The sequence below is a fragment of the Acinetobacter sp. YH12086 genome, from assembly GCF_013419345.1.
Lineage (GTDB): Bacteria > Pseudomonadota > Gammaproteobacteria > Pseudomonadales > Moraxellaceae > Acinetobacter > Acinetobacter amyesii.
In genome coordinates this window covers 591,458-612,964 of sequence record NZ_VPAF01000001.1, presented here as the reverse complement: position 1 = coordinate 612,964, position 21,507 = coordinate 591,458, and the positions used below count along the sequence as shown (strand labels likewise).

Genomic DNA, 21,507 nt, shown 5'->3' with positions numbered 1-21,507 from the left:
CCAGTATTGCACTGGGCTTTTTATTTTATCCTAATAGATAAATAATCAAATGAATAAGTGATGGCCCAAGCAATACCATAAAGACCCCAGCAAGTACCATGCTCAAGCAGGCTGCAACACCTTCTTCTTTATGACGTGATAATGCTTTACTTGTACCAAATCCGTGTGCAGCATTGCCAAGAGCCGCACCTTGTGCAAAGCGTGAATGCAATTTAAGCCCAGCCAAAACTAGGTCAGCCATAGCCACGCCGGCAATCCCAGTAATCATGGTAAATAGAATCACCAATTCTACTGAACCTCCAATATTCGAGGTAAGTTCCATGGCAAAGGGCGTAGAAATGGAACGTGCCATTAAGCTATAAGACGTTTCTTGGTCAAACTGAAACAACTGTGCCAAATAAAAAGCACTAATAATCCCAGCTAACATACCAATCACGATGCCCAAACTAATGCTAAGCGCATGCTGACGGATAATTTGCCGATATTCATAGATGGGAATAGCAAAGGCCACAGTGGCAGGGCCGAGCATCCATACAATCCATTGGCTTTCTTGCATATAGGTGTCATATGAAATATGAAAGCAAAGCATGAGTATAATCAGCACAAACGGGACGAATAGTGCAGGGGAAAGAACCATATACGGTAACTTACGATGTAGCTTTTTCGCCAAAATATAACCGATTAGGGTCAGGACGAAAAACAATACAGAGATGCTGTTCAACCCAAAATCGTTCATAAGGTTTTTCCTGCTGTGTTGACATCATGATCTGTCGCAGTTTGGTGTTTCGCTTTAAGTTTTGCCTCGAGTTTAAAGCCCCAATAAACCGTAAATGCTGTAAACACCATGACACAGACGGTACCCAGTACCACGGCTAAAATTAACTGCCAGCCAGAGCTGAGTAATAAATCTTGATATTTAATTAATCCAACTACACAGGGGATAAAGAATAGAACCAGTTCAGCCAAAATAAAATCTGAGCCTTGTTTGACCCACTGCATTTTAAATAAACCACTCAACAATGCAGCTAATAGCAGCAATAAACCAATCACGCCAGCAGAGATCGGCAAGTTAAACCATGATTGAATGCAAGAGCCGATCCACCAGATCAATATCAATAAACTTATCTGCGCTAAAGTTTTAAGAAACTGGGTAAATTTGGAAGTAGATTGTGGAAACGTATCCATGAGACAACAGCAGAATAGGAGATGACGCTATTTTAAAAGTGCATAACCTGTATAATTATGAATAATTAATTATTAATTATGCTTGAATGGAATAATAATGGACATTAAAAGCCTAAAAGTCTTTGTGACCATCGTGCAAAAACAGAGTTTCAGTCATGCAGCTGAAGCGCTTTTTGTCACTCAGCCGACGATTAGCAAATTAATTCGTCAGTTAGAAGATGAGATCGGCGTGCCTTTATTTCATAAAGGTGAAGCAGGGCGTAAAAGGGAAGCGCAGCTCACCTATATGGGAGAGCAGATTTATCAGCATGCTTTAGTGATATTGAATGAACAACAACGGATGCTTGATACTGTCACCCAAGTTCGTGCCTTAAAACAAGGTAAATTGACTCTAGGTTTACCGCCATTGGCATCGGTGATGTTTAGTCAGTTAATCGCGCTGTTTCATAAAAAATACCCGAATATTGAATTGAGCTTTTTTGAGGTAGGGGCAACAGGTATTGAAAATGCCATTTTAAAAAAACAGGTCGATGTCGGGATCATTTTGGGTCACTTGAAACCGGTGTTAAGTGGTATTCCAGTGATGGAGTCACCTTTATGTTTATTATCTAAAAAAAACTCACAGTGGCGTAAGCGAAAAAACGTTTCGTTGATTGAATTAAAAGAAGAATCCTTTTTATTGTATGACGATACCTTCACACTCAATGACATCATTATACAGGCGGCAAATTACGTCGGATTTGAGCCCAATGTAGTGTGTAAAAGTAGCCAGTGGGACTTTATCGCCAAAATGGTAGATTCAAATGTCGGGATTGCACTTCTGCCTAAAATTTATTGTGAACAACTTGATGCGGCAAAATACCATGTGGCTGAATTAGAAAATCCAAACCTAGACTGGAAGCTCAGTATGGCCTGGAATACCACTGTTGCCATGAGTCCCGCAACGCGTGCTTGGCTAGAAATAATTGAAGACAATAAAGACAAAATACATTTTTAGTTTATTCGCAGATCAATCCGATGAAATAAATAATAGGAAATGAAGGTGGATTTATGATTTGTACATCAAAGATTATTGAAAAGGATTTTGCAAAATCAACAGGCATGAATTAAATTGGGTGTCGGTCGTTATTTTTGATGGTTCATAAAATGAAATGGGATGATATTGGTCAACAACCGTGTTCAATCGCTCGTGCGCTTTCAGTGCTAGGGGATCGTTGGACCATGTTGATTATCCGTAATGCATTTATGGGCATTCGACGTTTTGATGACTTTCAACAAAATCTCGGTGTGACGCGTCATGTGTTATCTGACCGATTAAAGCGTTTGGTTGAAGAAGGTATTTTAACCAAAGTTGCTTATGTCGAGCGTCAGGAACGTTTTGAATATCGACTGACGCAAAAAGGCTTAGACTTGTATCCAATCCTTTTAGCTATGACCCATTGGGCCGATCAATATATGGATCAGGGCTTGGGATCTCCAGTTGAATATGTGCATCAGGCATGTGGGCAAAAATTTAAACCGGTTTTAGTGTGCTCATGTTGTGCTGAACCGATCCAAGCCAAACAGGTCAAACCTATATTTACCCAAGCCTATTACATCGCTCTCAACCAATTAAAACCTGCCTAAGCTGTTTTATGGCTTTCTTCAAGATGCTGATTTGCATCTATTTAGCCAAAATAGCCTAAGCAGTATTTAGATTGCTTTAAAATTACAAACAATTTGCAGGCTTAGGGATGCCCGCTAAACGACTTAAATGCCGAGCGACCAAACCCGTGTTAAATTTGTCTTGTAACACCGCATTATTAATATCAGCGCTCACCGTTTTCATTAAAAATTTAATGAGTGGGCGAGTTGCCGGCGAGTGACCAAACTGTTGATAAAACTGTCGCACAGCTTGTAAAACTTCAAAATGCCAAGGGCTTAACTCAAGTTCTAAACTTTTAGCCAGTTCTTGGGCAACAGTTTCATTCCAAATAGTGTAATCCACCAAATGGCCATCTTGGTCTAATTCAAGATTCATATTCATTCCAAAAGAGAAGATAGTAGTAATGGATCGCTTTTACTCAAATTATTTGAGTGAAATACATCTTTTAAATCTCAGGCATAGATCAGCAAAAGCGGCATAGTCGATCACTTTCATATGACTATAATTCATACTTTTACCTAAAATCTCAGCATCATTTTCAAGTACATAACATGTGCCAAATTGCTGAATTTGTTCATCTGCAATATGTAAGACTGCTTCACCCATCAGGATGATTGCATCTTCAGGGTTGATTAAACTGGCTAACTGCTGGATGTGCTGTAAGGTATTGGCATAGCTGGCTTGGACTAAATACAGCGTAGAATTTGACATCATCATTCCTCTTTTTACCAATACAATACATGATCAAATTGTTGAATCAATTCAGTATTGAATTGAACAAACTCAAGCTCTTGTTCACTGTTGATCACAAATGGATGCTGTGAATTTTTTTGTTCAATATAAATCGGGGTGAGATCATAAAACTCAAAGCTATCAACCATGTTTGAAGCAAGTTTAAATGCATGCTTGAACTGACTAAACTCTTGTTCTGCTTGAAGTAAGCTTAGGGCAGCATCTTTAAGCAACACTTTAACGTCACAACCGAAGGTTGCAAGCACCATGGTCGCAGAAAGACTTTCATGTACTTGTAAGCTTGCAAGATTTGCATGGGTTAAAACAACCAGTACAGATTTCACGTAATTTTCCTTTTCAATGCTACAAATGCGCGGCAATCAAAATACTTAGAATTGCAATAAACGGTCAGCAGCTTGGACGGCATCGGCAAGTTCGCCTAGGCCCACAAGTTCAAATTGCTCAGCTAGATTATGTTGCTGAATATTGTGACGCTGTGCATTTTCCTGATCTGTGATCCCACGTGCGAGAGCTGCACTTACGCAAACAGGTAAACGAATGCCGAGTTTTTGCCATTCACTACTGAGTTTGCGTTGATCATCTGGCACCCATTGCAGGGCATTTGCCACATTTACACCATCTTGATAGAAAAAAACTCGAAAGTTTTCGCCTTTTTGCTTCAGCGCTTGGGCAAGACCCAAAGCATGCCAAGCCAATATCGAAGTGGGTGAGGAGGTAATTAGTAATAGAGTACTCATCGAAATTCACTAAATGAATAAACGGTCTAGATCGACAGTTTGTTCTGAGTTCAGAAGAAAAAGCTAGTATACAATGATTTACTCAATGATCTGAATATTTGCAAAGTTTTGCTTATTTAGGCAGCGAAGTCATTGCCAATTTTTCTTCAAATATAACTTTTGGTTTATTTGGGATTCAGCCTCAAGCCATCACTTTTCATAAATAAATTGTGCGGTTACATACTGAAAAATCTTTATATGAATAAAACGCAATTTTTGATTTTACAGAGTGCTATGATCTTTTCATTTTTTAAACCAACTCATGAATATAGAGAAATTTAACTTAAGTTTATTTAATTCAATCAATGCTTCGGACAATGCTTTAGATTTCACCATTTCTTTCGCTATATTTATAGCCAATGATCTATTTTATATCGTGATTCTCTTGATGTTTTTGGCTTGGTTTAAAGGCAATTTTGACACCAAAAAACAAATCGTTAAAGCCACTGTGTTTACAATCGTCGCTTTTCTTATCAGCCAAGTGATTTCAAGTTTCTTTTACTATCCTAGACCCTTTGTCTTGGACGTTGGACGCACGATTATAGAACATTCACCGAATGGATCATTCCCGAGTGATCACATGCTGTTTTTTAGCACGATTGCATTTTCTTATATATTTTCAAAGCAAAAAGCTGTCGGCTATGTATTTCTCGCATTCGCTTTTCTTGTGGCGTGGTCGAGAGTCTATTTGGGTGTGCATTATCCAATGGATATGGCAGGCGCGTTGATCATTGCTGTTTTGCTTAATTTTGTCGGACTGTCTTTATGGCGAAAATATGGGTTTTATTTGGTGAGCATGATCTTAAAAGTTTATGAATTTTTATTTTCAGCCATGATCAAAAAAGGCTATATCCGCTAAATTAAGTTGCTTAGATATTTGCGATTTCAAAAGTTTGTTGCTGCTATAGTTACATTGCCAATATCTTGCCAGATGAATATTTATGATGATTCATCTGGCGTTCACATCCTGCTTCTCGACCTCAAAAATAGTCAGACTGCTCAATTCTATTTGCTCATTCGATCAAGATCATTTCTAATATTTTGTTGCTGTCTAATATGCTTCGCAATGTAACTATTATTAAATATCTTCTTCAAAAAGCCTTCAACTCAAATGCCACGAAAACTTGTGATGTCTTCAAAATTGATCGTTAGCTAGGTCATTTGTCGTAAATCAAATACAGTTAATATCCATAACTGCAACACAGTCAAAATTCTAAAGCAGTAAGATAAAACAAGAATGCTCTTGCAGATTGTTCGGCTCATGAAAAATGCTGAGGCGAAGTTTCAAAATTTAGATCTGTAGATAAGTTGGTGACGACACCGAGATGATGCCAAAGATTTGTAAAAGCTTGATAACTATAAGGAGTATCTAAACAATGATTTTAGTGACTGGTGGTTTAGGCTTTATAGGCTCACATATAGCCTTGAGTTTAATGGCTCAAGGTCAAGAAGTCATTATTGTGGATAATTTATCCAATGCGAATTTACAAACACTTGAACGACTAGAATTTATTTCAGGTATGTATGTGCCTTTTGTCAAACTCGATATTCGCAATACTCCCGCACTCAATAAAGTATTTGAACAATATAACGTCGATGCTGTCATTCATACGGCAGGCTTTAAGTCATTGGAAGAATCCGTCCTTAAACCACTTGAATATTATAATGATAATGTCAGTTGTATCATGAGTTTGCTGCGTGCTATGCAGCGAACAGGTGTACGAACACTGATCCATTTATCAAGTTTAGCGGTATATGGACAGTCGTCGGCAGAATTAACAGAAGACACAGAAATCAATTTTACCTATCCAAATCCCTATGTGAAATCTCAACAAATGGTGGAAGAAATTATACGGGATACAGCACGTACTGATAATGAGTGGAAAATTGCGATTTTGCGTTTAGGAAACGTCGCAGGTGCATTCGAACATGCAGTTTTAGGTGAGTTTGTTGCGCCATTGCCAAAAAATATTGTGCCGCTTGCGATGCAAGTCGGGGCTTTACAACGAGACTTTATCGAACTTCGCAAACAAGCCAAAACTGAAGATGGTACTGTGGAACGGAGTTTCTTGCATGTACTCGACTGCTGTAAGGCGGTGTGGCAATGTTTGCAATGGTTGTCACAGCAACAGTTTGCCTGTGAGGCCTTTAATATTTCAGGTGAGTTGGTTTCGATACAGCAACTGTTGGATACGCTTTCAGAAGTGACACAGGCGGAGATTAAGACGGTCGAATCTAGTTTTTACCCAAGCCATGAATATGACCAGCTTGGGGCAAGTACACAGAAAGCGAAAAGTACTTTTGATTGGCAGCCTGAACAAGATTTAAAGAAAATGCTAGAAGATGAATGGCGTTTCTATCAACAAACATTAAGAGGGAATTAACTCGTCTTGTATTGGGTAAATTTAATCATCGTGCATGATTTTCTTTATAAAATCACGATAAAGATTATCTAAACCACTTATAATTGATAATGGTTATTATTTACAAGTCTAGGCAAGTTACCTAAACTGTATTTATCAGCAGAATTTGATTCTGCATAGACGTTGAAGTTTATAGATAAGGATATGAGGTCATTTATGCAAACACGTATTGAACATGACACAATGGGCGATGTTGAAGTACCTAGCGATGCGATGTGGGGTGCACAAACACAGCGTAGTTTGCAAAACTTTAAAATTGGTGGTGAACGTTTACCACGTCCAATGATTCGTGCAATGGGTCTCGTTAAAAAATCAGCAGCGATTACTAACGCAGCATTGGGTCAAATCCCTCAGGAACTTTCTGGTTATATCGTCAATGCAGCCGAAGAAGTGATCTCAGGGCAGTGGGATGCACAATTTCCACTGGTAGTTTGGCAAACGGGTTCAGGTACGCAAAGTAACATGAACTGTAATGAGGTAATTGCCAATATTGCCAATCAAAAACTGGGTAATCCGTTGGGCTCACAAAAACCTGTCCATCCAAATGATCATGTCAATCGTGCTCAATCGACCAACGATTCTTTCCCAACTGCAATCCATGTGGCTGCAAGTCTACAAATCAATGAGCTTTTAATTCCTGCAGTAACAAAACTGCGTAATACCTTAGAAGCTAAATCTAACGATTTTAAAGATATTGTTAAAATTGGCCGTACACATTTACAGGATGCAACGCCTTTAACATTAGGCCAAGAGTTTAGCGGCTATGTTTCACAGCTCGATCATGGTTTGAAGCGTTTAAATCAAGCTTTAGAAGGACTGTATGAATTACCACTAGGTGGTACAGCGGTCGGCACAGGTCTGAATGCACATCCTGAATATGCTGTAAAAGCGGCAGCAGAACTTGCGAAACAAACGGGTCTGCCATTTGTAACTGCACCCAACAAATTTGAAGCACTTGCAGGACGTGATGCTGCTGTATTTGCATCGGGGGCGTTAAAAACACTTGCTGTAAGTTTAAATAAAATCGCCAATGACGTGCGCTGGTTAGCCAGTGGCCCACGCTGTGGTTTTGGTGAGCTACGCATTCCAGAAAATGAACCAGGTTCAAGCATCATGCCAGGTAAGGTTAATCCAACTCAAAGTGAAGCTATGACGATGGTGGTTGCTCAAGTACTTGGAAATGACACAACCATTAATGTTGCGGGGGCATCGGGTAACTTTGAATTAAACGTGTTTATGCCGGTTATTGCCTTTAACTTATTGCAATCTATTCAACTCCTTGGTGATGCATGTAATAGCTTTAATGACCACTGTGCAGTAGGCATTGAGCCAAACCGTGAAAAAATCGATCATTTCTTACATGATTCATTAATGTTAGTTACGGCACTCAATCCTGTAATTGGTTATGAAAATGCTGCGAAAGTTGCTAAAACTGCATATAAAGAAGGTAAAACTCTAAAGCAAGTTGCGGTAGAACTCGGTTTAGTCACTGCAGAGCAATTTGATGAAGTGGTTCGTCCTGAGCAAATGGTTTCACCCAATACCAAATAAATAGTTTTGAGATCATTCATCTAGAGTGTTTGAAAATAAAAAGAGAGGCTGACTCATACTCAGCCTCTCTTTTTATTGGATAACTTTTTAATTCTTTTTTATCGCTAAATACTGGCTAACACATATTCTTTTGAATCATAGTCATCTTGAAATGTATGTATAGAAACCAGACGATTTATTAAAAATAGGGGAACGAACAAAATGAAGAAAGGCCTGATGATGAAGCGAGTAATTCATTGGATTGGGCTTTGAATTCATTGACACACTTGTTAAAATGCCTTTCTTTTTCTGTTTTCGTTGCTATTTGACATTTGTTTGAATAAATATTTGCAAGACAGTGTTTTATTTAAGGATTTCCCCCAATGCTCACCATCTATTTGACAGATGTCCAAAAGAACGTTCAATTTAAAGACTATCCGGGCGAGCATCCTGTTAAATTTGTTTTGAATTTTAAAAAGATTTTCCCAAGTGTTATGGAGCTTTTGCTACCAGTTTTGCCTGAAAATGAAAATCTAGAAGAAATGAGCTGGGAATCGACAACGACAGATTTTGAAAAATTTAAATTGCTACTCAGTGGTTGGGGCGTAATCGAACTACGCTTGAATGCTATTGCTCAATATAAAGACCGTGCTTATGCAGATAACTTGGTAAAAAAAGCTCAGCAAAAGCGTAAAGAATATAAAAAAGCACAGTCAAAATTACAAACTGTTGAACTAGATTATCTATTCATGCACGAAGTTCATGGTTTGATTGATGCTGAGTTGGTCGAGCTAGGTGAAAAATTCTATCTACCGACGTTACGTGAGCTTTGGAAAAACCAAGTGTCAGCGAATGTACTAGAAGCAAAATTCTAAACGTCAAAAAGTTAGTCGAAAAATCCTCCGCTTAGGAGGATTTTTTATATGTACAGCAGAACTTCAGATTTACTTCGACAAGTGACTGTTTCATAGTGACCCATCAAGCAGGAGAAGCATTCCAACATTTGGAAAGTTGCGATACTTATCATTCCAAATGTTTCTGACTCATCTGCACATTTTATTTTAAAGGACCATTTTATATGTCAAATCAGTTTATTGACCTGATAAGCAAACGTCGCACTATTTATGCTATTGGGGACAATGTAAGCCAAAGCACAGAATATTTAACTAATTTGATCCAAACAGCGATTAAACAAAGCCCGTCTTCATTTAATTCACAATCTTCTCGTGCTGTTATTTTATTTAACGGTGAAAGCGAAAAATTTTGGGGCTTAGTCGCTGACAAATTAAAATCTTATGCAAAAGATGAAGCAAGTGCTGCGAAGACCACGGCTAAAATGGCAAGTTTTGCAGCAGGTTTGGGTACGGTTCTGTTCTTTGAAGATTTAGATGTGGTCAGTGGTCTACAAGCACAATTTCCGTCTTATGCAGAAAACTTTCCGATTTGGGCAGAACACTCAACTGCCATTGCCCAATTTGCGACTTGGACAGCGTTGCACACCGAAGGTTTAGGTGCATCACTACAGCATTACAACCCAATTGTGGATGAACAAGTGCATGCTGAATGGGACATTCCTGCGCATTGGAAACTTCGTGCTCAATTAGTTTTTGGTTCAGTGGAAGGTGAAGCGAAAGAAAAAGGCTATATGGATGATGCAGCTCGTTTTAAAGTCTTTCAATAATTGCAGTGTATAACACACAATTTCGATAAAAAAGGAACGAAAAATAAGTTCCTTTTTTTATTGCAGTTTTATTGAGATAGATAGGGTTGGACAAGATTTTCATCCGTGAAAACCTTGTCCAGATTAGCCCATTGAGGACTGAGCTAAACGGGTGGCTAGAACCAACTTTCTTGCATGTTGAGGCAAGTATCATCAAGTTCTAGCAATAACTTGGCTTGATGTTCTATTTCAGGTAACTCCCAGCGGATATAATATTGCGCGGCTTGTAATTTACCGGCTAAGAATTGTTGATCTTCAGCTAAATCTGAATGTTCAAATTTCACTAGGGCTTGATTAGCCATTTCAAGCCATAACCATGAAATGATGACTTTGCCCATCATGTCTAGATACAAGGCAGAATTACCCAGCGCCTGATCGACACGACCTTGTGCGAGGACTTGTCCCAAACTTTGTGTGGTTTTCTTCACGGTGTTTAAATGCCCTGAAAAAATCGCTGCAAGCGCTTCCGTTTTTGGATGTTGAGCTTGATCAATCGTATTTTGCATACGTTGTAATAACAGCATCAAACCTTTGCTGTTGTGCTGCCAAAGCTTACGACCCAACAAATCCAAAGATTGAATCCCAAATGTACCTTCATGGATCGGATTTAAGCGATTGTCGCGATAGCATTGTTCAAGCGGATATTCACGGGTATAGCCAGCGCCACCTAAAACTTGAATGGCTAAATCATTGGCTTTTGGTCCATAGGCGGAAGGGAATGATTTGACGACAGGGATAATCAAATCTAATAACAGTGCACTGTCATCATTGTTAGCGGCTTGATGTTCATCAATTAATCGTGCAGCAAATAAACATAACGCAAGTGCGCCTTCTACATAGGATTTTTGCGCCAAAAGCATCCGTTTAACATCTGTATGTTGAATGATATTGACAGGTTTCGCAGCAGGATTTTTATCTGAAACTAAGCGGCCTTGTGGACGGTTTTTGGCATATTCGAGTGACTCTAAATAGCCACGGTATCCAATCATGGCTGCACCTAAGCCGACACCGACTCGTGCTTCATTCATCATCTTAAACATATATTTAAGACCAGCACCTGCTTCACCAATCAGATAGCCTGTACATTGGTCTTTTTCACCAAAGCTCAGTACAGTCGATGTTGTACCTCGGTAGCCCATTTTATGTAATAAGCCGGCCAGTTGAACGTCATTGGCGCCTGCAAGTGAACCATTGCTCAGGGTTTTAAACTTCGGAACAATAAACAGCGATATACCTTTCACGCCCTGAGGTGCATCTTGGATGCGAGCAAGGACCAAATGGACGATATTTTCAGTGATGTCTTGGTCACCCCCTGAAATAAACATCTTTTGGCCTTTGATGAGGTAGGTACCATCGGCTTGTGGTATGGCTTTTGTGGTCAAATCACCCAAAGATGAACCCACATCAGGTTCAGTCATGGCCATCGTTCCAGCAAAGCGACCACTGAACATATGCGGTACAAACCTATCTTTTTGTTCAGTCGTACCGAAAGCTTGAATTACATTTGCAGCCGCAGCGGTTAGAAATGAATAAGCCACTGACGATGGATTTGCTGACATGAAATAAGCATTTGCAGCCATGTTAATTAAAGTCGGTAGTTGCATACCGCCTGCATCATAATCATGCTGCGCACAAAGTAGGCCGGCATCTGCAAATTGCTTCCATGCCGTTTTGACTTCTGTAATAGTTTTAACCTGTTGACCATCAAAGGTTGGTTCGTTTTGATCGGCTGTTGCGTTATGGGGTGCAAAAAAGTCTTGAGCAATACCTTGTGCAGTTTCTAGGATGCTTTTGAAGGTTTCAGCATCATGCTCAGCAAAACGTGGGTAATGCGTTAAGTCTTGCGCTTTAAACACGTCAAATAGCAAAAAATTTAAATCTTTGTCATTGATTAACTGCGCCATTGCTCAATCTCTAATCGGGTTGAATTTTATGCCTTAAGCCTAGCAGTTGATTTTTGGATATAAAATTGTCAATAATGACACTTAATAAGTCAAAAATGACATTTTGATAATTTGAACTTTAAATGAAGAAAATCATAATTTTAGCATTTGATGGTGCTTTGGCTTCTGCGATTACTGGGGTTGTTGATCTCTTTGCAATGGCGGGGGTCAGTTGGAACCGGATTCAAAAACAAAATGTGCAGCGGCTATTTCAGGTTAAAATTGCCTCACAACATGGTCAAGCTGTGCAATGTATCAATGGCATCAAGCTTTATGCAGATTTAGCATTTTCTGAAATAACAGATGCAGATGTCATCATTGTCCCAACTATTGGGGCGCCGATCTTAGATGTTTTAGCGCAAAACGCAGCACTGATCGAATTATTAAAAACTCGGCAATTGCAGAGCGGACTGATCGCAGGAAATTGTACGGGTAATTTTTTTCTGGCAGAAGCAGGGCTTTTAGATGGTAAGCAGGCAACGACGCATTGGGGCTTTCAGCAAATGTTTCGTGAACGCTATCCCTTGGTGAAACTGAATGCAGATCAGCTCATTAGCCATGACCAAAATATCTATTGTGCAGGCGGCGGCTTAGCATGGTTTGATTTGGGACTACACCTAATAGAACGTTTTTATGGTTTTGAAACGGCAATCCATACGGCAAAATCATTTGTATTGGATTATCGTCGTGATAGTCAGTTGTCCTATTCATTATTGAAAATATCTAAACCGCATCAGGATGGTTTGGTGCAAAAAGTTCAAGATTGGTTAGAACAATATTATCATGAAAATATTGTCTTAGATGAACTTGCGGCGCAGTTTAATGTGACAACGAGGACATTGATTCGACATTTTAAAGCGGCTTTGGATATTCCTCCCAATCAATACTTACAATCAATACGGATTGAAGCTGCACGAAAGCGTTTAGAAGAAACGGGACACGCTTTAGATCTGATTATGCGAGAGGTCGGCTATAGTGATCCAAGCTCATTTCGACGGTTATTTCAGAAAAAAACGGGGCTGAGCCCCTTAGAATATCGTCGACGTTTCAGCCGACGATTTGATGTTTAAATACAGTTTAAGCGGTTCGAACGGCATAACGACCATGTAAAATGTAGTAGGCACCCATACATGCAAAGGCAGCAAATGCGCTATACAAATACAATTGTGAGTAACCAATATGGTCGAGCAATTTACCGATAAAGTATGGTCCAAAGCCTAAGCCTGCATCCAAAAAGATAAAGAAAGTCGAAGTGGCAAAGCCCATTCGTTCAAGCGGTGCACTTTTCACGGCAACTGTTTGGCAGACCGACTGAATATTGCCATAACCGAGTCCAAGTAAGCCGGCACAAAGTAAAAGCATCCATGAACTCTGAGTGATGCTGAGCAGTACCAATGCTACGCCCATAATCACAAAAGCAGGGTAGATCACAATATTTTCACCTTTACGATCCATCAAAGGGCCAGTAAATGGGCGAGAAATTAAAATCGCAATGGCATACATCAAAAAGAAAAACGAGGCTGTTTCAACCAAATCGATTTCTTTGGCATAAAAGTTAATGAAAGACAAAACGCCTGAATAGCAGATTGAAGCGAAAAGCATGATGAATGATATCGGTAATGCTTTAGGCTCTACAAATTGAGCAATCCAACTTGGTTTTTTGACGGCTTCAACAGTATCGAGGGGTTTATTGATTTTGGGTAAATCGGGCACTTGAATCAGTAAGGCAACCAATAGGCAGCTCAATGCGATAATCGTAGAAACAATAAAAATCGCGTGATAACCAATGTGTAACATCATCCAAATTGCAAGAAATGGCCCAATAGCCGTACCTAACGTACTACTCATGCTGTAGTAGCCAATGCCTTCACCGCGACGTGTCGCTGGTAAGATTTGGGCAATTAAGGTACCCAGCACTGTTGATGCCATACCCATCATAAAGCCATGCATAAAGCGTATGAAGAGCAACATGCCGACGCCAGACTGAATGAAGTAAAAACCAGAAAAAATTAAAAAGCCAATTAAACCAACGATCAGTGTCGTTTTACGTCCAAAGCGTTCTAGGAACTTGCCTACCAATAAACGCCCGACCAATGTGCCGACAATGAACAAGCCTGAAACTAAACCTGCTTGGGCTGTAGTCGCACCCAATTCAGCCACCGCATAGCCCACGATCACCACAACCAAGAGATAAAAGGTTAAAACCAATTGGAAGTTAATGGCGCTGACTAAAATAAAATTTCGAGTCCAAAGTGGTGCGTTATCTTGCATGATCATCACCTACAGTGTTTTGTTCAAGTTCTTGCATGACACGGTGTAAAATTTGAATGGAGCGTTGGATATCTTGGCTAGCTAATGGCGCGATCAGGCGCTGCTCAAAGGCATCTATGTCTTTTGCACATTGCTGAAATAACTCACGTCCAGTCTCGCTGAGCATCATTTTCTTTTGACGTTTATCGTCAGTTTGCACATGTGCCAAAATATCCATCTGTGCAAGAATTTTGACACGCTTAGTGATGGATGGCTTGGATACATTTAAATATTCCGCCATTTCAATAGATGTACAAGCGGTTTTTTCACGGATGACAAACATGACTTGCCAAAGCGAATAGTTCAATTGATAGGGCAATAAAATCGTGTTGATTTCATCACTCATCAAACGCGCACAGCGTAGAAGTGAAGAGCGGAAACCTAATGTGGAATTCATGATAGTTAACTAGGGTAACTAAATTATCGCAACTTTACGCCTAATTTATTTTCAATTCAAGTGAACAATTCAAAGCATAAAAATCAGGTATAAAAAAAACCTGTGTGCGCACAGGTTTTCTTGCATAACATTTCATTTAAAGCTTATCGTTCAATGTATATCATTGAATTGATACCTTAAACAATACGTGTTTATTCTACAGAAGCTTCTGCAGCTGCAATTGCAGCATCTTCCGCTGAACTGTCTGCATTTTCTGAAATTTCTACACTTTCACCATCTGCATAAGCAAGTTCTTCACCTTCTGATTCAGCTTGCTCTAAATAAGCCGCAAGTTGTTCATCTGTTAATTCTTCAGGTTCACCTTCAGACATCATTGCTTGTTCTTGTAATTGCGCTTGTTCTAAATTGCTCATCATACTTTGCATATTGAACATCAATGGGATCATGACCAATAAATAAACAATCATCAGGATTAGATACAATGACCCAATAACTTTCTCTGTTTGTTCCGTTGGACGCTTAATACCAAATTTATTTTCACCTTCGGTGCCTTTTGCAGCCATCACATAAATGCTAAAGATGGTACCGACCAGTGGGATGAGAAAAATTAAACAGAGCCAACCACTTTTATTTAGATCATGTAAACGACGAATCGTAATGCAGATCATTGCGACAAACATTGCAACGATGGAAACGACAATCAGAGCGATCGCACTGAGTCCTAAGAATGAATTAAAAAGTGCATCAATACTACGTTCTGCTGAATTGAAAAATGCAAAAAGACCCAGCGCGACGCTGATGCCCAATAGACAGGTATAAATCATGCTAATGATAAATAACCACGCTAAATAGGACAGGCGGCCAAAACGTCCTTCAGGAGACAGTGGATGATCGGCTTTTTGAATTTGAGGTTGAATATTTTGATCTTGTTGAAACGGATTCAATTCGCTTGAAGTAAGTTCAGTCATTATTATTCCAATTTTAATTATCTAATTTATTATCTATGCCCCAAAGGGCAGCATTATTGTATAGCGAAGTAAAAAAAGGTCAAATATTAGACATGGCTAAGTCATCAAATATTCCTTAGCCATGCTGCAATGTGGTCTGTTATTTATGTAATTTACGATACTCTTTAGGGCGCATTGGACGACTGGCTTTCCACAAGCCTTTCTTTTGTTTACGTGCTTTGCTTTGTAAATTCATCATATAGTGCAAATGCTTTTGGTCACGGATGTATTCTTCGTACACCCACGCAGCACCACGTTTTACCATTTCTTCATTCATGCATTTACGATAGCGATAAATAACCCCAACGCAGCGGCCATAACGGTCTACATCAGTTATTTTTACGCGGACAAATTTCTTATAAACCATGGATTTGATCAGGCGTGCAGACTCTTTACCGTAAGCTTGTGTCGATTCTGGCGCATCCACATAAGCAAAGCGAAGTTTGGTTTTAGAACGTCTCAGATTCATCCGATAGCAGGTGAGGGTGTCGCCATCACTAATGTCGGATACACGGCAGAGGTAAGATTTTCCTTTCTTAAAAGGTTGAAAAAAATCCTTTAAGAAAATGGTGACTTTATAGAGAACATAGACTGTGATCAAGCACAGTACTGCACCTAAAGCCATGAGCCAATTCGCGGAGAGATTTGAAAGCATACATAATGATATGAACGAAGTCATATCGCATAAAAACAGGAATTTAGATTTTATAAGAACTCATGATTTATGGCTGTCGAATAAACCGACGGTCAGTTAAAAATACCTTAAATAATCAGCATTTGATCTATAAATATACAGCAAGTTTCATCACGCAGAATTAAATCTAAATCCATGTAAATAGCCTAAGCAAGCTGATATATCATCATAAAATAGCCTAAGCAAAAATTTTAGAAATTTGGCTTCGCAAAAAAACATGCCGTGAATTTAATTCCAAATCATTATGCCAATACATCCCTAGTTTAATTTTCGGCAAGTCTACAGGTACATCAAAAATATTCAGTTCGGGAGCAACCTGTAAATGCGTCAAAATATTTTGCGGAATCGTTAATATTGCCTTGGGTTGCTGTGCCAAAATTTGTAGCGCAGTAGAGTAATGCTGACAGCGTAAAAAAATCTCTCTAGAGTGTTTTTTACGATTTAAATAAATATCCTCGACTAATACACCTGCACGTCGGGAAGAAACCCCAATGTGAGGAGCAGAAAGATAAATAGACTCATCCATCTTAGGGTGTTGACTACAAATCACGAATTGGTCTTCAACCAAGGTTTGAAAATTGATCTTTTCACCAAAGTTTTGCTCAAGGTCAATCGCAAAATCGATTTGCTGTGCAGCAAGATCAGCCACAATGGTTTTGCGATCTAATTTGATACTGGAAAATTGGATCTGAAACTGTTGCTGTTGAAAGTGTTCAACTAACTTGGGAAAAATGATCGGTTCAATTTCATCATGTACCGCAATTTTCAAGCTCTGTACCATTGAAGGAGTAAATTGTTGTTTTTGGATAGAAATGCTTTGAATCGCAATAAGCGCATTTTTAATTACAGGATAAATCTGCTCAGCAAATGGGGTCGGAAGCATTTTTGCTCCAGCACGTACAAATAAGTCATCTTGTAAATGTTGTCTTAACCGTTGAAGTGCATGACTCGCTGCAGACTGAGTAATACACAAAATTTTTGCAGCTTTTGAAATGCTTTTTTGTTCATAAATTGCGATATACAGTGGATATAAATTGATATCCATACGGTGAAACACACCCATATCGATGACGGTATTTTTATGAATACTATTCATGTTCATCTATTGAATTAAATCATTTTGTTCATATTAGATTTCAGGTTATGGTGTTGTAAAGCGTAAAGAACATAATATTTAAAGGATGTTGTCATGTTTGAACTTTCAGCACGTGCACAAGATTATATTGAAAGAACAAAAAAATTTATTAAAGATGAAATTGAGCCTGTAGAAACTGAGTTTTGGGCAGAAGTTCATGAGTTGAACCAAGGTGGTGATTGGACCAAATGGCAATGGCCAGCACAGTTAGAGGTTTTAAAGGATAAAGCCAAAGCTGCAGGCTTATGGAATATGTTCTTACCTTGTCCCGAACTTGGGCAAGGCTTATCTGTACAAGAATATGCACACATCGCAGAACTTTCAGGCCGTAGCCTACTTGCACCTACGGTATTCAATTGTAATGCACCTGACAGCGGCAATATGGAAGTGATTTGGCGTTATGGCACGGAACAACAAAAGCAGCAGTGGTTAACACCATTACTGGACGGCAAAATCCGTTCAGTATTTTGTATGACAGAACCTGCTGTTGCTTCAAGTGATGCCACCAATATGGAAGCTACAGCTGTCGTTGAAGGCGAAGAAATTGTATTAAATGGCCGTAAATGGTGGTCTTCAGGTTTAGGTGATCCAAATGCCAAAATTATTATCTTTATGGCGCATACACCAGATGAAAGCAAAGACCGTCATCATCAGCATTCTATGGTTTTAGTACCTGTTGAAACTGCTGGAGTCAAAATCGAACGTATGTTACCTGTGTTTGGCGACTATGATGCGCCACATGGACATGGTGAAATTAGCTTCACAAATGTTCGTGTTCCTGTTGCAAACTTTATTGGCGGCGCAGGTCAAGGTTTTGAAATTGCACAAGGTCGTTTAGGCCCAGGCCGTATTCATCATTGTATGCGTTGTATTGGTGCTGCCGAAAAATCGCTAGAACTGATGATTGACCGCGGTATGAGCCGTACTGCTTTTGGTAAAGAAATTTTAAAACTCGGTGGCAATTTAGAACGCGTAGCGGAAGCACGTGTTGCGATTGATCAGGCACGTTTACTGACCCTTTATGCAGCATATAAAATGGATACTCTAGGGAATATGGCTGCATTAACCGAGATTTCTGCAATTAAAGTAGTTGCGCCGAGTGTCTTAGAAAAAGTTGTCGATATGGCGATTCAAATCCACGGTGGTGCTGGGGTTTCTCGAGATACACCGCTCACAGGTTTCTTTGCGCAAGCACGTTCACTACGTCTAGCTGATGGCCCTGATGAAGTGCATAAAGGTATGATTGCTAAATTAGAATTGGCAAAGCGCGGTTACAGCAGCCGCCGTAAAAAATAAACAAGTTGTAGTCACATATTTGGCATGGCAACCCCGAGTTGTCCATGCTATAAATCTATAGAAAATTATATTTTTATCATCATGATAGATTCAAGTTTAGGAAGAAAAGCATGTCAGTGATCGATGTAGGCGGTTCAGTTCGTGAGGGTGAAGAACTGGATGTACGTGCCGTAGGCAATTGGTTGATTGAACATGGCGTTGAAATAGAAGGGCCTGTTGAAGTCACTCAATATTCAGGTGGCGCATCAAATTGGACTTATCGCTTAAAATACGACAATGCTGATTTAATCTTACGTCGTCCACCGAAAGGCACCAAAGCCAAGTCTGCACATGATATGGCACGTGAGTATAACGTACAGAAAGCATTATCTGAATTTTATCCAGTACTCCCTGAGATGGTGGCACTATGTCAGGACGAATCAGTGATTGGCTGTGATTTCTATGTAATGAAACGCGTAGAAGGTATCATTCCACGTGCAAACTTACCCAAAGAATTAAATTTTGATGAAAGCCAAGTTCGCGAATTATGCATCAATGTGATTGATAAACTCGTTGAGCTGCATCAAGTGCCATACCAAGGCACAGATTTAGAAAAAATAGGCAAGGGCGACGGCTACTGTCGTCGTCAAGTGGAAGGTTGGGACGCACGTTATGAAAAAGCCAAAACCTTAAATGTTCCTTCTTTTAAATATGTCCGTAATTGGCTCAAAGACAATATTCCTGCTGACTCTAAAACCTGTGTAATTCATAATGATTGGCGTTTTGACAACGTCATTTTAGATCCAAATGATCCTACCCAAGTGATTGGCGTATTGGATTGGGAAATGGCAACGCTTGGTGATCCATTGATGGACTTAGGTTCGGCTTTGGCGTATTGGGTTGAAAGTGGCGATAACGCAATTTTTAAAGCCACACGCCGTCAGCCGACCAACTTGAAAGGCATGTTTAGCCGTAAAGAAGTTGTTGAATATTACTTAGAAAAAACTGGTCTACAAACAGACAACTGGACATTTTATGAAGTGTTCGGCATTTTCCGTTTAGCAGTAATTGCACAGCAAATTTATTACCGCTACTACCATAAACAAACCAATAATCCGGCATTTAAAGATTTTTGGATTGTGATCCATGCTTTACATATTCGTGCATTAAAACTTATTGGTTTGCAAAAACTTGAAGCCAATGACGTGGCACAAAAATATATTGAAAAAATGAAGGATATTTTAGGGAAATGACCACGATATATTTAATTCGGCACGGTCAGGCTTCTTTTGGTGCCGAAAGCTATGACAAGCTTTCTCCCAACGGTGAGCTACAGGCTAAGGTGCTGGGACAGTATTTCGACCGTATTTTAAAAGAAAGTCCTTATGTGGTTGCGGGCTCAATGCAACGTCATCAACAAACAGCCAATCTTGCATTGGCTGAATGCTTTCCAGAAGCACAAGTTGATACAAATAACGCGTGGAATGAATTTAATCATCAGCAAGTTTTTGCTCAATATGAACCTCGATTTAACCAGCCGCATTTATTAAAAGAAGATGTATCTAAGCATGAAAACCCGCGTGCTTATTTATCCAAAATTTTTGAAGGTGCCATTGAACGTTGGACAGGCGGAGAATTTCATCATGAATACGATGAATCTTGGCCACATTTTAAAAATCGAGTCGAAACAGCGCTAGAAAAGTTATGCACTCAACTGGCTGAAACCAAACCACGTTATGCCGTTGTTTTTAGTTCAGGTGGAGTGATCTCGGTTGCCGTAGGTAAAATATTAGGGCTGAGTCCTGAAAAAACATTTGCACTTAATTGGGCCATTGCCAATACCAGTATGACAACACTGCGTTTGGTTGGAAATGAACCGCAATTACTCAGTTTAAATGAACACCATTTTATAAAAGCAGTTGATCCAAATTTATTGACTTGGATCTAAGATAAACAAAGGAATTATCATGGCTAAAACAATTTTAATTACAGGTGCAAGCTCAGGGATTGGTGCAGGAATGGCACGCGAGTTTGCACAAAAAGGCTACAACTTAGCCATTTGTGCACGTCGTTTAGAGCGTCTAGAAACGCTAAAAAATGAACTGGAAAGCCAATATGGCATCAAAGTGATTGCGAAAACCCTCGATGTCACAAATTACGATCAAGTGTTTGAAGTGTTCCGTGCCTTTAAAGCAGATTTTGGCAGTATTGACCGTGTTATTGTCAACGCAGGTGTTGGTGAAGGCCGTCGTATTGGTAAAGGTAATTTTGAAATTAACCGTGCGACAGTTGAAACCAACTTTATCTCTGCTTTGGCGCAATGCGAAGCTGCAGTTGAAATTTTCCGTAGCCAAAATGCAGGGCATTTGGTGGTGATTTCTTCGATGAGTGCTATGCGCGGTATGCCTAAACATTTAACGGCTTATGGTGCAAGTAAAGCAGGTGTTGCAGCTTTAGCTGAAGGTATTCGGGCAGAGCTGATTGATACCCCAATTAAAGTGACGACTATTTTCCCTGGTTATATTCGTACAGAGATCAATGAAGGTGCGAAAAAACTGCCATTTGAAGTCGATGAAAAAACTGGTTCACATCTTTTAGCAAAAGCCATTGAGAAAGCACCGGTTAAAGCCTATGTACCACAATGGCCGTGGTTGCCTTTAGGTCTTGCGATGAAAGTATTGCCATTGAAGATCGTGAATAAATTGGGTTAAACC

Annotated in this window: 24 protein-coding genes; 12 read left to right on the top strand and 12 right to left on the bottom strand. The window is 39.5% G+C overall.

Annotation, left to right across the window (positions count from 1 at the left end; genetic code table 11):
* Nucleotides 1-25 precede the first annotated feature (25 nt).
* Both FTU29_RS02980 and FTU29_RS02975 read right to left on the bottom strand, forming a co-directional pair.
* Nucleotides 26-736 (bottom strand): LrgB family protein, encoded by a 711-nt coding sequence (locus FTU29_RS02980; protein WP_180023606.1) that lies wholly within the window; start codon nt 734-736, stop codon nt 26-28.
* Entirely contained in the window at nt 733-1,185 is a 453-nt protein-coding gene (locus FTU29_RS02975; RefSeq protein ID WP_180120265.1) for a CidA/LrgA family protein, read from the bottom strand. The genes FTU29_RS02980 and FTU29_RS02975 overlap by 4 nt, the downstream gene beginning before the upstream one ends.
* A gap of 97 nt (nt 1,186-1,282) precedes the next feature.
* On the opposite strand from FTU29_RS02975, the gene FTU29_RS02970 reads away from it, so the two are divergent.
* On the top strand, nt 1,283-2,182 hold the full coding sequence (locus tag FTU29_RS02970; protein WP_180120263.1) for a LysR family transcriptional regulator: 900 nt from the start codon (nt 1,283-1,285) through the stop codon (nt 2,180-2,182).
* A gap of 149 nt (nt 2,183-2,331) precedes the next feature.
* On the top strand, nt 2,332-2,811 hold the full coding sequence (locus FTU29_RS02965) for a helix-turn-helix domain-containing protein (protein ID WP_078191046.1): 480 nt from the start codon (nt 2,332-2,334) through the stop codon (nt 2,809-2,811).
* An 82-nt stretch (nt 2,812-2,893) separates the two neighbouring features.
* Here the strand turns inward: FTU29_RS02965 and FTU29_RS02960 are convergent, their stop codons facing one another.
* Genes FTU29_RS02960 through tusD form a run of 4 tightly spaced genes read right to left on the bottom strand, consistent with a single transcriptional unit; the run spans nt 2,894 to nt 4,320 of the window.
* The gene (locus tag FTU29_RS02960; RefSeq protein WP_078190987.1) at nt 2,894-3,205 is read right to left on the bottom strand and encodes a TusE/DsrC/DsvC family sulfur relay protein; all 312 of its coding nucleotides are present in this window, start codon (nt 3,203-3,205) and stop codon (nt 2,894-2,896) included.
* A gap of 48 nt (nt 3,206-3,253) precedes the next feature.
* Nucleotides 3,254-3,541, bottom strand: a complete 288-nt coding sequence (locus FTU29_RS02955; protein ID WP_078190986.1) for a DsrH/TusB family sulfur metabolism protein — start codon at nt 3,539-3,541, stop codon at nt 3,254-3,256.
* A gap of 14 nt (nt 3,542-3,555) precedes the next feature.
* Entirely contained in the window at nt 3,556-3,906 is a 351-nt protein-coding gene (locus FTU29_RS02950) for a hypothetical protein (protein ID WP_180035730.1), read from the bottom strand.
* A gap of 45 nt (nt 3,907-3,951) precedes the next feature.
* Nucleotides 3,952-4,320 carry a sulfurtransferase complex subunit TusD gene (tusD, locus tag FTU29_RS02945; RefSeq protein WP_078190984.1) on the bottom strand — a complete coding sequence of 123 codons (369 nt, stop codon included), beginning with the start codon at nt 4,318-4,320 and terminating at the stop codon, nt 3,952-3,954.
* 301 nt (nt 4,321-4,621) lie between these two features.
* Here tusD and FTU29_RS02940 point away from each other — a divergent pair, with 301 nt between their 5' ends.
* The 5 genes from FTU29_RS02940 (at nt 4,622) to FTU29_RS02920 (ending at nt 9,993) form a co-directional block, all read left to right on the top strand.
* The gene (locus FTU29_RS02940) at nt 4,622-5,218 is read left to right on the top strand and encodes a phosphatase PAP2 family protein (protein WP_180120261.1); all 597 of its coding nucleotides are present in this window, start codon (nt 4,622-4,624) and stop codon (nt 5,216-5,218) included.
* A gap of 517 nt (nt 5,219-5,735) precedes the next feature.
* Complete coding sequence (locus FTU29_RS02935; RefSeq protein WP_078193831.1) at nt 5,736-6,743, top strand: SDR family NAD(P)-dependent oxidoreductase; 1,008 nt, start codon at nt 5,736-5,738, stop codon at nt 6,741-6,743.
* A 195-nt stretch (nt 6,744-6,938) separates the two neighbouring features.
* A complete protein-coding gene (gene fumC, locus FTU29_RS02930; RefSeq protein ID WP_078193830.1) occupies nt 6,939-8,333 on the top strand; it encodes a class II fumarate hydratase in 1,395 nt (464 codons plus the stop codon).
* A 362-nt stretch (nt 8,334-8,695) separates the two neighbouring features.
* Nucleotides 8,696-9,187, top strand: a complete 492-nt coding sequence (locus FTU29_RS02925) for a hypothetical protein (RefSeq protein ID WP_078193829.1) — start codon at nt 8,696-8,698, stop codon at nt 9,185-9,187.
* A gap of 203 nt (nt 9,188-9,390) precedes the next feature.
* Nucleotides 9,391-9,993: a nitroreductase family protein gene (locus FTU29_RS02920; protein WP_180120259.1), complete on the top strand. Its 603-nt coding sequence runs from the start codon at nt 9,391-9,393 to the stop codon at nt 9,991-9,993.
* A 155-nt stretch (nt 9,994-10,148) separates the two neighbouring features.
* On the opposite strand, the gene FTU29_RS02915 is transcribed toward FTU29_RS02920, so the two are convergent.
* Complete coding sequence (locus FTU29_RS02915) at nt 10,149-11,936, bottom strand: acyl-CoA dehydrogenase (protein WP_180120257.1); 1,788 nt, start codon at nt 11,934-11,936, stop codon at nt 10,149-10,151.
* Between the two features lie 122 nt (nt 11,937-12,058).
* Between FTU29_RS02915 and FTU29_RS02910 the strand changes: the two genes are divergently transcribed.
* Nucleotides 12,059-13,045 (top strand): GlxA family transcriptional regulator, encoded by a 987-nt coding sequence (locus FTU29_RS02910; protein WP_180120255.1) that lies wholly within the window; start codon nt 12,059-12,061, stop codon nt 13,043-13,045.
* A gap of 7 nt (nt 13,046-13,052) precedes the next feature.
* Here the strand turns inward: FTU29_RS02910 and FTU29_RS02905 are convergent, their stop codons facing one another.
* From FTU29_RS02905 to FTU29_RS02885, 5 genes are all read right to left on the bottom strand, one after another.
* Nucleotides 13,053-14,252: an MFS transporter gene (locus FTU29_RS02905; RefSeq protein ID WP_373423555.1), complete on the bottom strand. Its 1,200-nt coding sequence runs from the start codon at nt 14,250-14,252 to the stop codon at nt 13,053-13,055.
* Nucleotides 14,236-14,682: a MarR family winged helix-turn-helix transcriptional regulator gene (locus FTU29_RS02900; RefSeq protein WP_180120253.1), complete on the bottom strand. Its 447-nt coding sequence runs from the start codon at nt 14,680-14,682 to the stop codon at nt 14,236-14,238. The genes FTU29_RS02905 and FTU29_RS02900 overlap by 17 nt, the downstream gene beginning before the upstream one ends.
* 191 nt (nt 14,683-14,873) lie before the next feature.
* A complete protein-coding gene (locus FTU29_RS02895) occupies nt 14,874-15,650 on the bottom strand; it encodes a DUF805 domain-containing protein (protein WP_180120251.1) in 777 nt (258 codons plus the stop codon).
* Between the two features lie 139 nt (nt 15,651-15,789).
* Nucleotides 15,790-16,344: a thermonuclease family protein gene (locus tag FTU29_RS02890; protein WP_078193824.1), complete on the bottom strand. Its 555-nt coding sequence runs from the start codon at nt 16,342-16,344 to the stop codon at nt 15,790-15,792.
* Between the two features lie 217 nt (nt 16,345-16,561).
* Nucleotides 16,562-17,479, bottom strand: coding sequence for a LysR family transcriptional regulator (locus tag FTU29_RS02885; protein WP_180078891.1), 918 nt, complete (start codon nt 17,477-17,479; stop codon nt 16,562-16,564).
* Between the two features lie 93 nt (nt 17,480-17,572).
* Here FTU29_RS02885 and FTU29_RS02880 point away from each other — a divergent pair, with 93 nt between their 5' ends.
* The 4 genes from FTU29_RS02880 to FTU29_RS02865 all read left to right on the top strand — a co-directional run bounded on the left by FTU29_RS02880 (nt 17,573) and on the right by FTU29_RS02865 (nt 21,504).
* Complete coding sequence (locus tag FTU29_RS02880; RefSeq protein WP_180120249.1) at nt 17,573-18,814, top strand: acyl-CoA dehydrogenase family protein; 1,242 nt, start codon at nt 17,573-17,575, stop codon at nt 18,812-18,814.
* Between the two features lie 110 nt (nt 18,815-18,924).
* Complete coding sequence (locus FTU29_RS02875) at nt 18,925-20,046, top strand: phosphotransferase family protein (protein ID WP_180023619.1); 1,122 nt, start codon at nt 18,925-18,927, stop codon at nt 20,044-20,046.
* Nucleotides 20,043-20,741, top strand: a complete 699-nt coding sequence (locus tag FTU29_RS02870) for a histidine phosphatase family protein (RefSeq protein ID WP_180120247.1) — start codon at nt 20,043-20,045, stop codon at nt 20,739-20,741. The genes FTU29_RS02875 and FTU29_RS02870 overlap by 4 nt, the downstream gene beginning before the upstream one ends.
* Before the next feature lie 19 nt (nt 20,742-20,760).
* The gene (locus FTU29_RS02865) at nt 20,761-21,504 is read left to right on the top strand and encodes an SDR family oxidoreductase (protein ID WP_078193819.1); all 744 of its coding nucleotides are present in this window, start codon (nt 20,761-20,763) and stop codon (nt 21,502-21,504) included.
* Nucleotides 21,505-21,507: the final 3 nt, after the last annotated feature.

Coding starts and splice junctions, on each gene's coding strand:
- FTU29_RS02895 (WP_180120251.1), bottom strand. CDS start 15,650: ATGACTGAACTTACTTCAAGCGAATTGAATCCGTTTCAACAAGATCAA.
- FTU29_RS02890 (WP_078193824.1), bottom strand. CDS start 16,344: ATGCTTTCAAATCTCTCCGCGAATTGGCTCATGGCTTTAGGTGCAGTA.
- FTU29_RS02900 (WP_180120253.1), bottom strand. CDS start 14,682: ATGAATTCCACATTAGGTTTCCGCTCTTCACTTCTACGCTGTGCGCGT.
- FTU29_RS02875 (WP_180023619.1), top strand. CDS start 18,925: ATGTCAGTGATCGATGTAGGCGGTTCAGTTCGTGAGGGTGAAGAACTG.
- FTU29_RS02905 (WP_373423555.1), bottom strand. CDS start 14,252: ATGATCATGCAAGATAACGCACCACTTTGGACTCGAAATTTTATTTTA.
- FTU29_RS02935 (WP_078193831.1), top strand. CDS start 5,736: ATGATTTTAGTGACTGGTGGTTTAGGCTTTATAGGCTCACATATAGCC.
- FTU29_RS02915 (WP_180120257.1), bottom strand. CDS start 11,936: ATGGCGCAGTTAATCAATGACAAAGATTTAAATTTTTTGCTATTTGAC.
- tusD (WP_078190984.1), bottom strand. CDS start 4,320: ATGAGTACTCTATTACTAATTACCTCCTCACCCACTTCGATATTGGCT.
- FTU29_RS02955 (WP_078190986.1), bottom strand. CDS start 3,541: ATGTCAAATTCTACGCTGTATTTAGTCCAAGCCAGCTATGCCAATACC.
- FTU29_RS02975 (WP_180120265.1), bottom strand. CDS start 1,185: ATGGATACGTTTCCACAATCTACTTCCAAATTTACCCAGTTTCTTAAA.
- FTU29_RS02920 (WP_180120259.1), top strand. CDS start 9,391: ATGTCAAATCAGTTTATTGACCTGATAAGCAAACGTCGCACTATTTAT.
- FTU29_RS02880 (WP_180120249.1), top strand. CDS start 17,573: ATGTTTGAACTTTCAGCACGTGCACAAGATTATATTGAAAGAACAAAA.
- FTU29_RS02940 (WP_180120261.1), top strand. CDS start 4,622: ATGAATATAGAGAAATTTAACTTAAGTTTATTTAATTCAATCAATGCT.
- FTU29_RS02980 (WP_180023606.1), bottom strand. CDS start 736: ATGAACGATTTTGGGTTGAACAGCATCTCTGTATTGTTTTTCGTCCTG.
- FTU29_RS02885 (WP_180078891.1), bottom strand. CDS start 17,479: ATGAATAGTATTCATAAAAATACCGTCATCGATATGGGTGTGTTTCAC.
- FTU29_RS02870 (WP_180120247.1), top strand. CDS start 20,043: ATGACCACGATATATTTAATTCGGCACGGTCAGGCTTCTTTTGGTGCC.
- FTU29_RS02960 (WP_078190987.1), bottom strand. CDS start 3,205: ATGAATCTTGAATTAGACCAAGATGGCCATTTGGTGGATTACACTATT.
- FTU29_RS02865 (WP_078193819.1), top strand. CDS start 20,761: ATGGCTAAAACAATTTTAATTACAGGTGCAAGCTCAGGGATTGGTGCA.
- FTU29_RS02910 (WP_180120255.1), top strand. CDS start 12,059: ATGAAGAAAATCATAATTTTAGCATTTGATGGTGCTTTGGCTTCTGCG.
- fumC (WP_078193830.1), top strand. CDS start 6,939: ATGCAAACACGTATTGAACATGACACAATGGGCGATGTTGAAGTACCT.
- FTU29_RS02925 (WP_078193829.1), top strand. CDS start 8,696: ATGCTCACCATCTATTTGACAGATGTCCAAAAGAACGTTCAATTTAAA.
- FTU29_RS02970 (WP_180120263.1), top strand. CDS start 1,283: ATGGACATTAAAAGCCTAAAAGTCTTTGTGACCATCGTGCAAAAACAG.
- FTU29_RS02965 (WP_078191046.1), top strand. CDS start 2,332: ATGAAATGGGATGATATTGGTCAACAACCGTGTTCAATCGCTCGTGCG.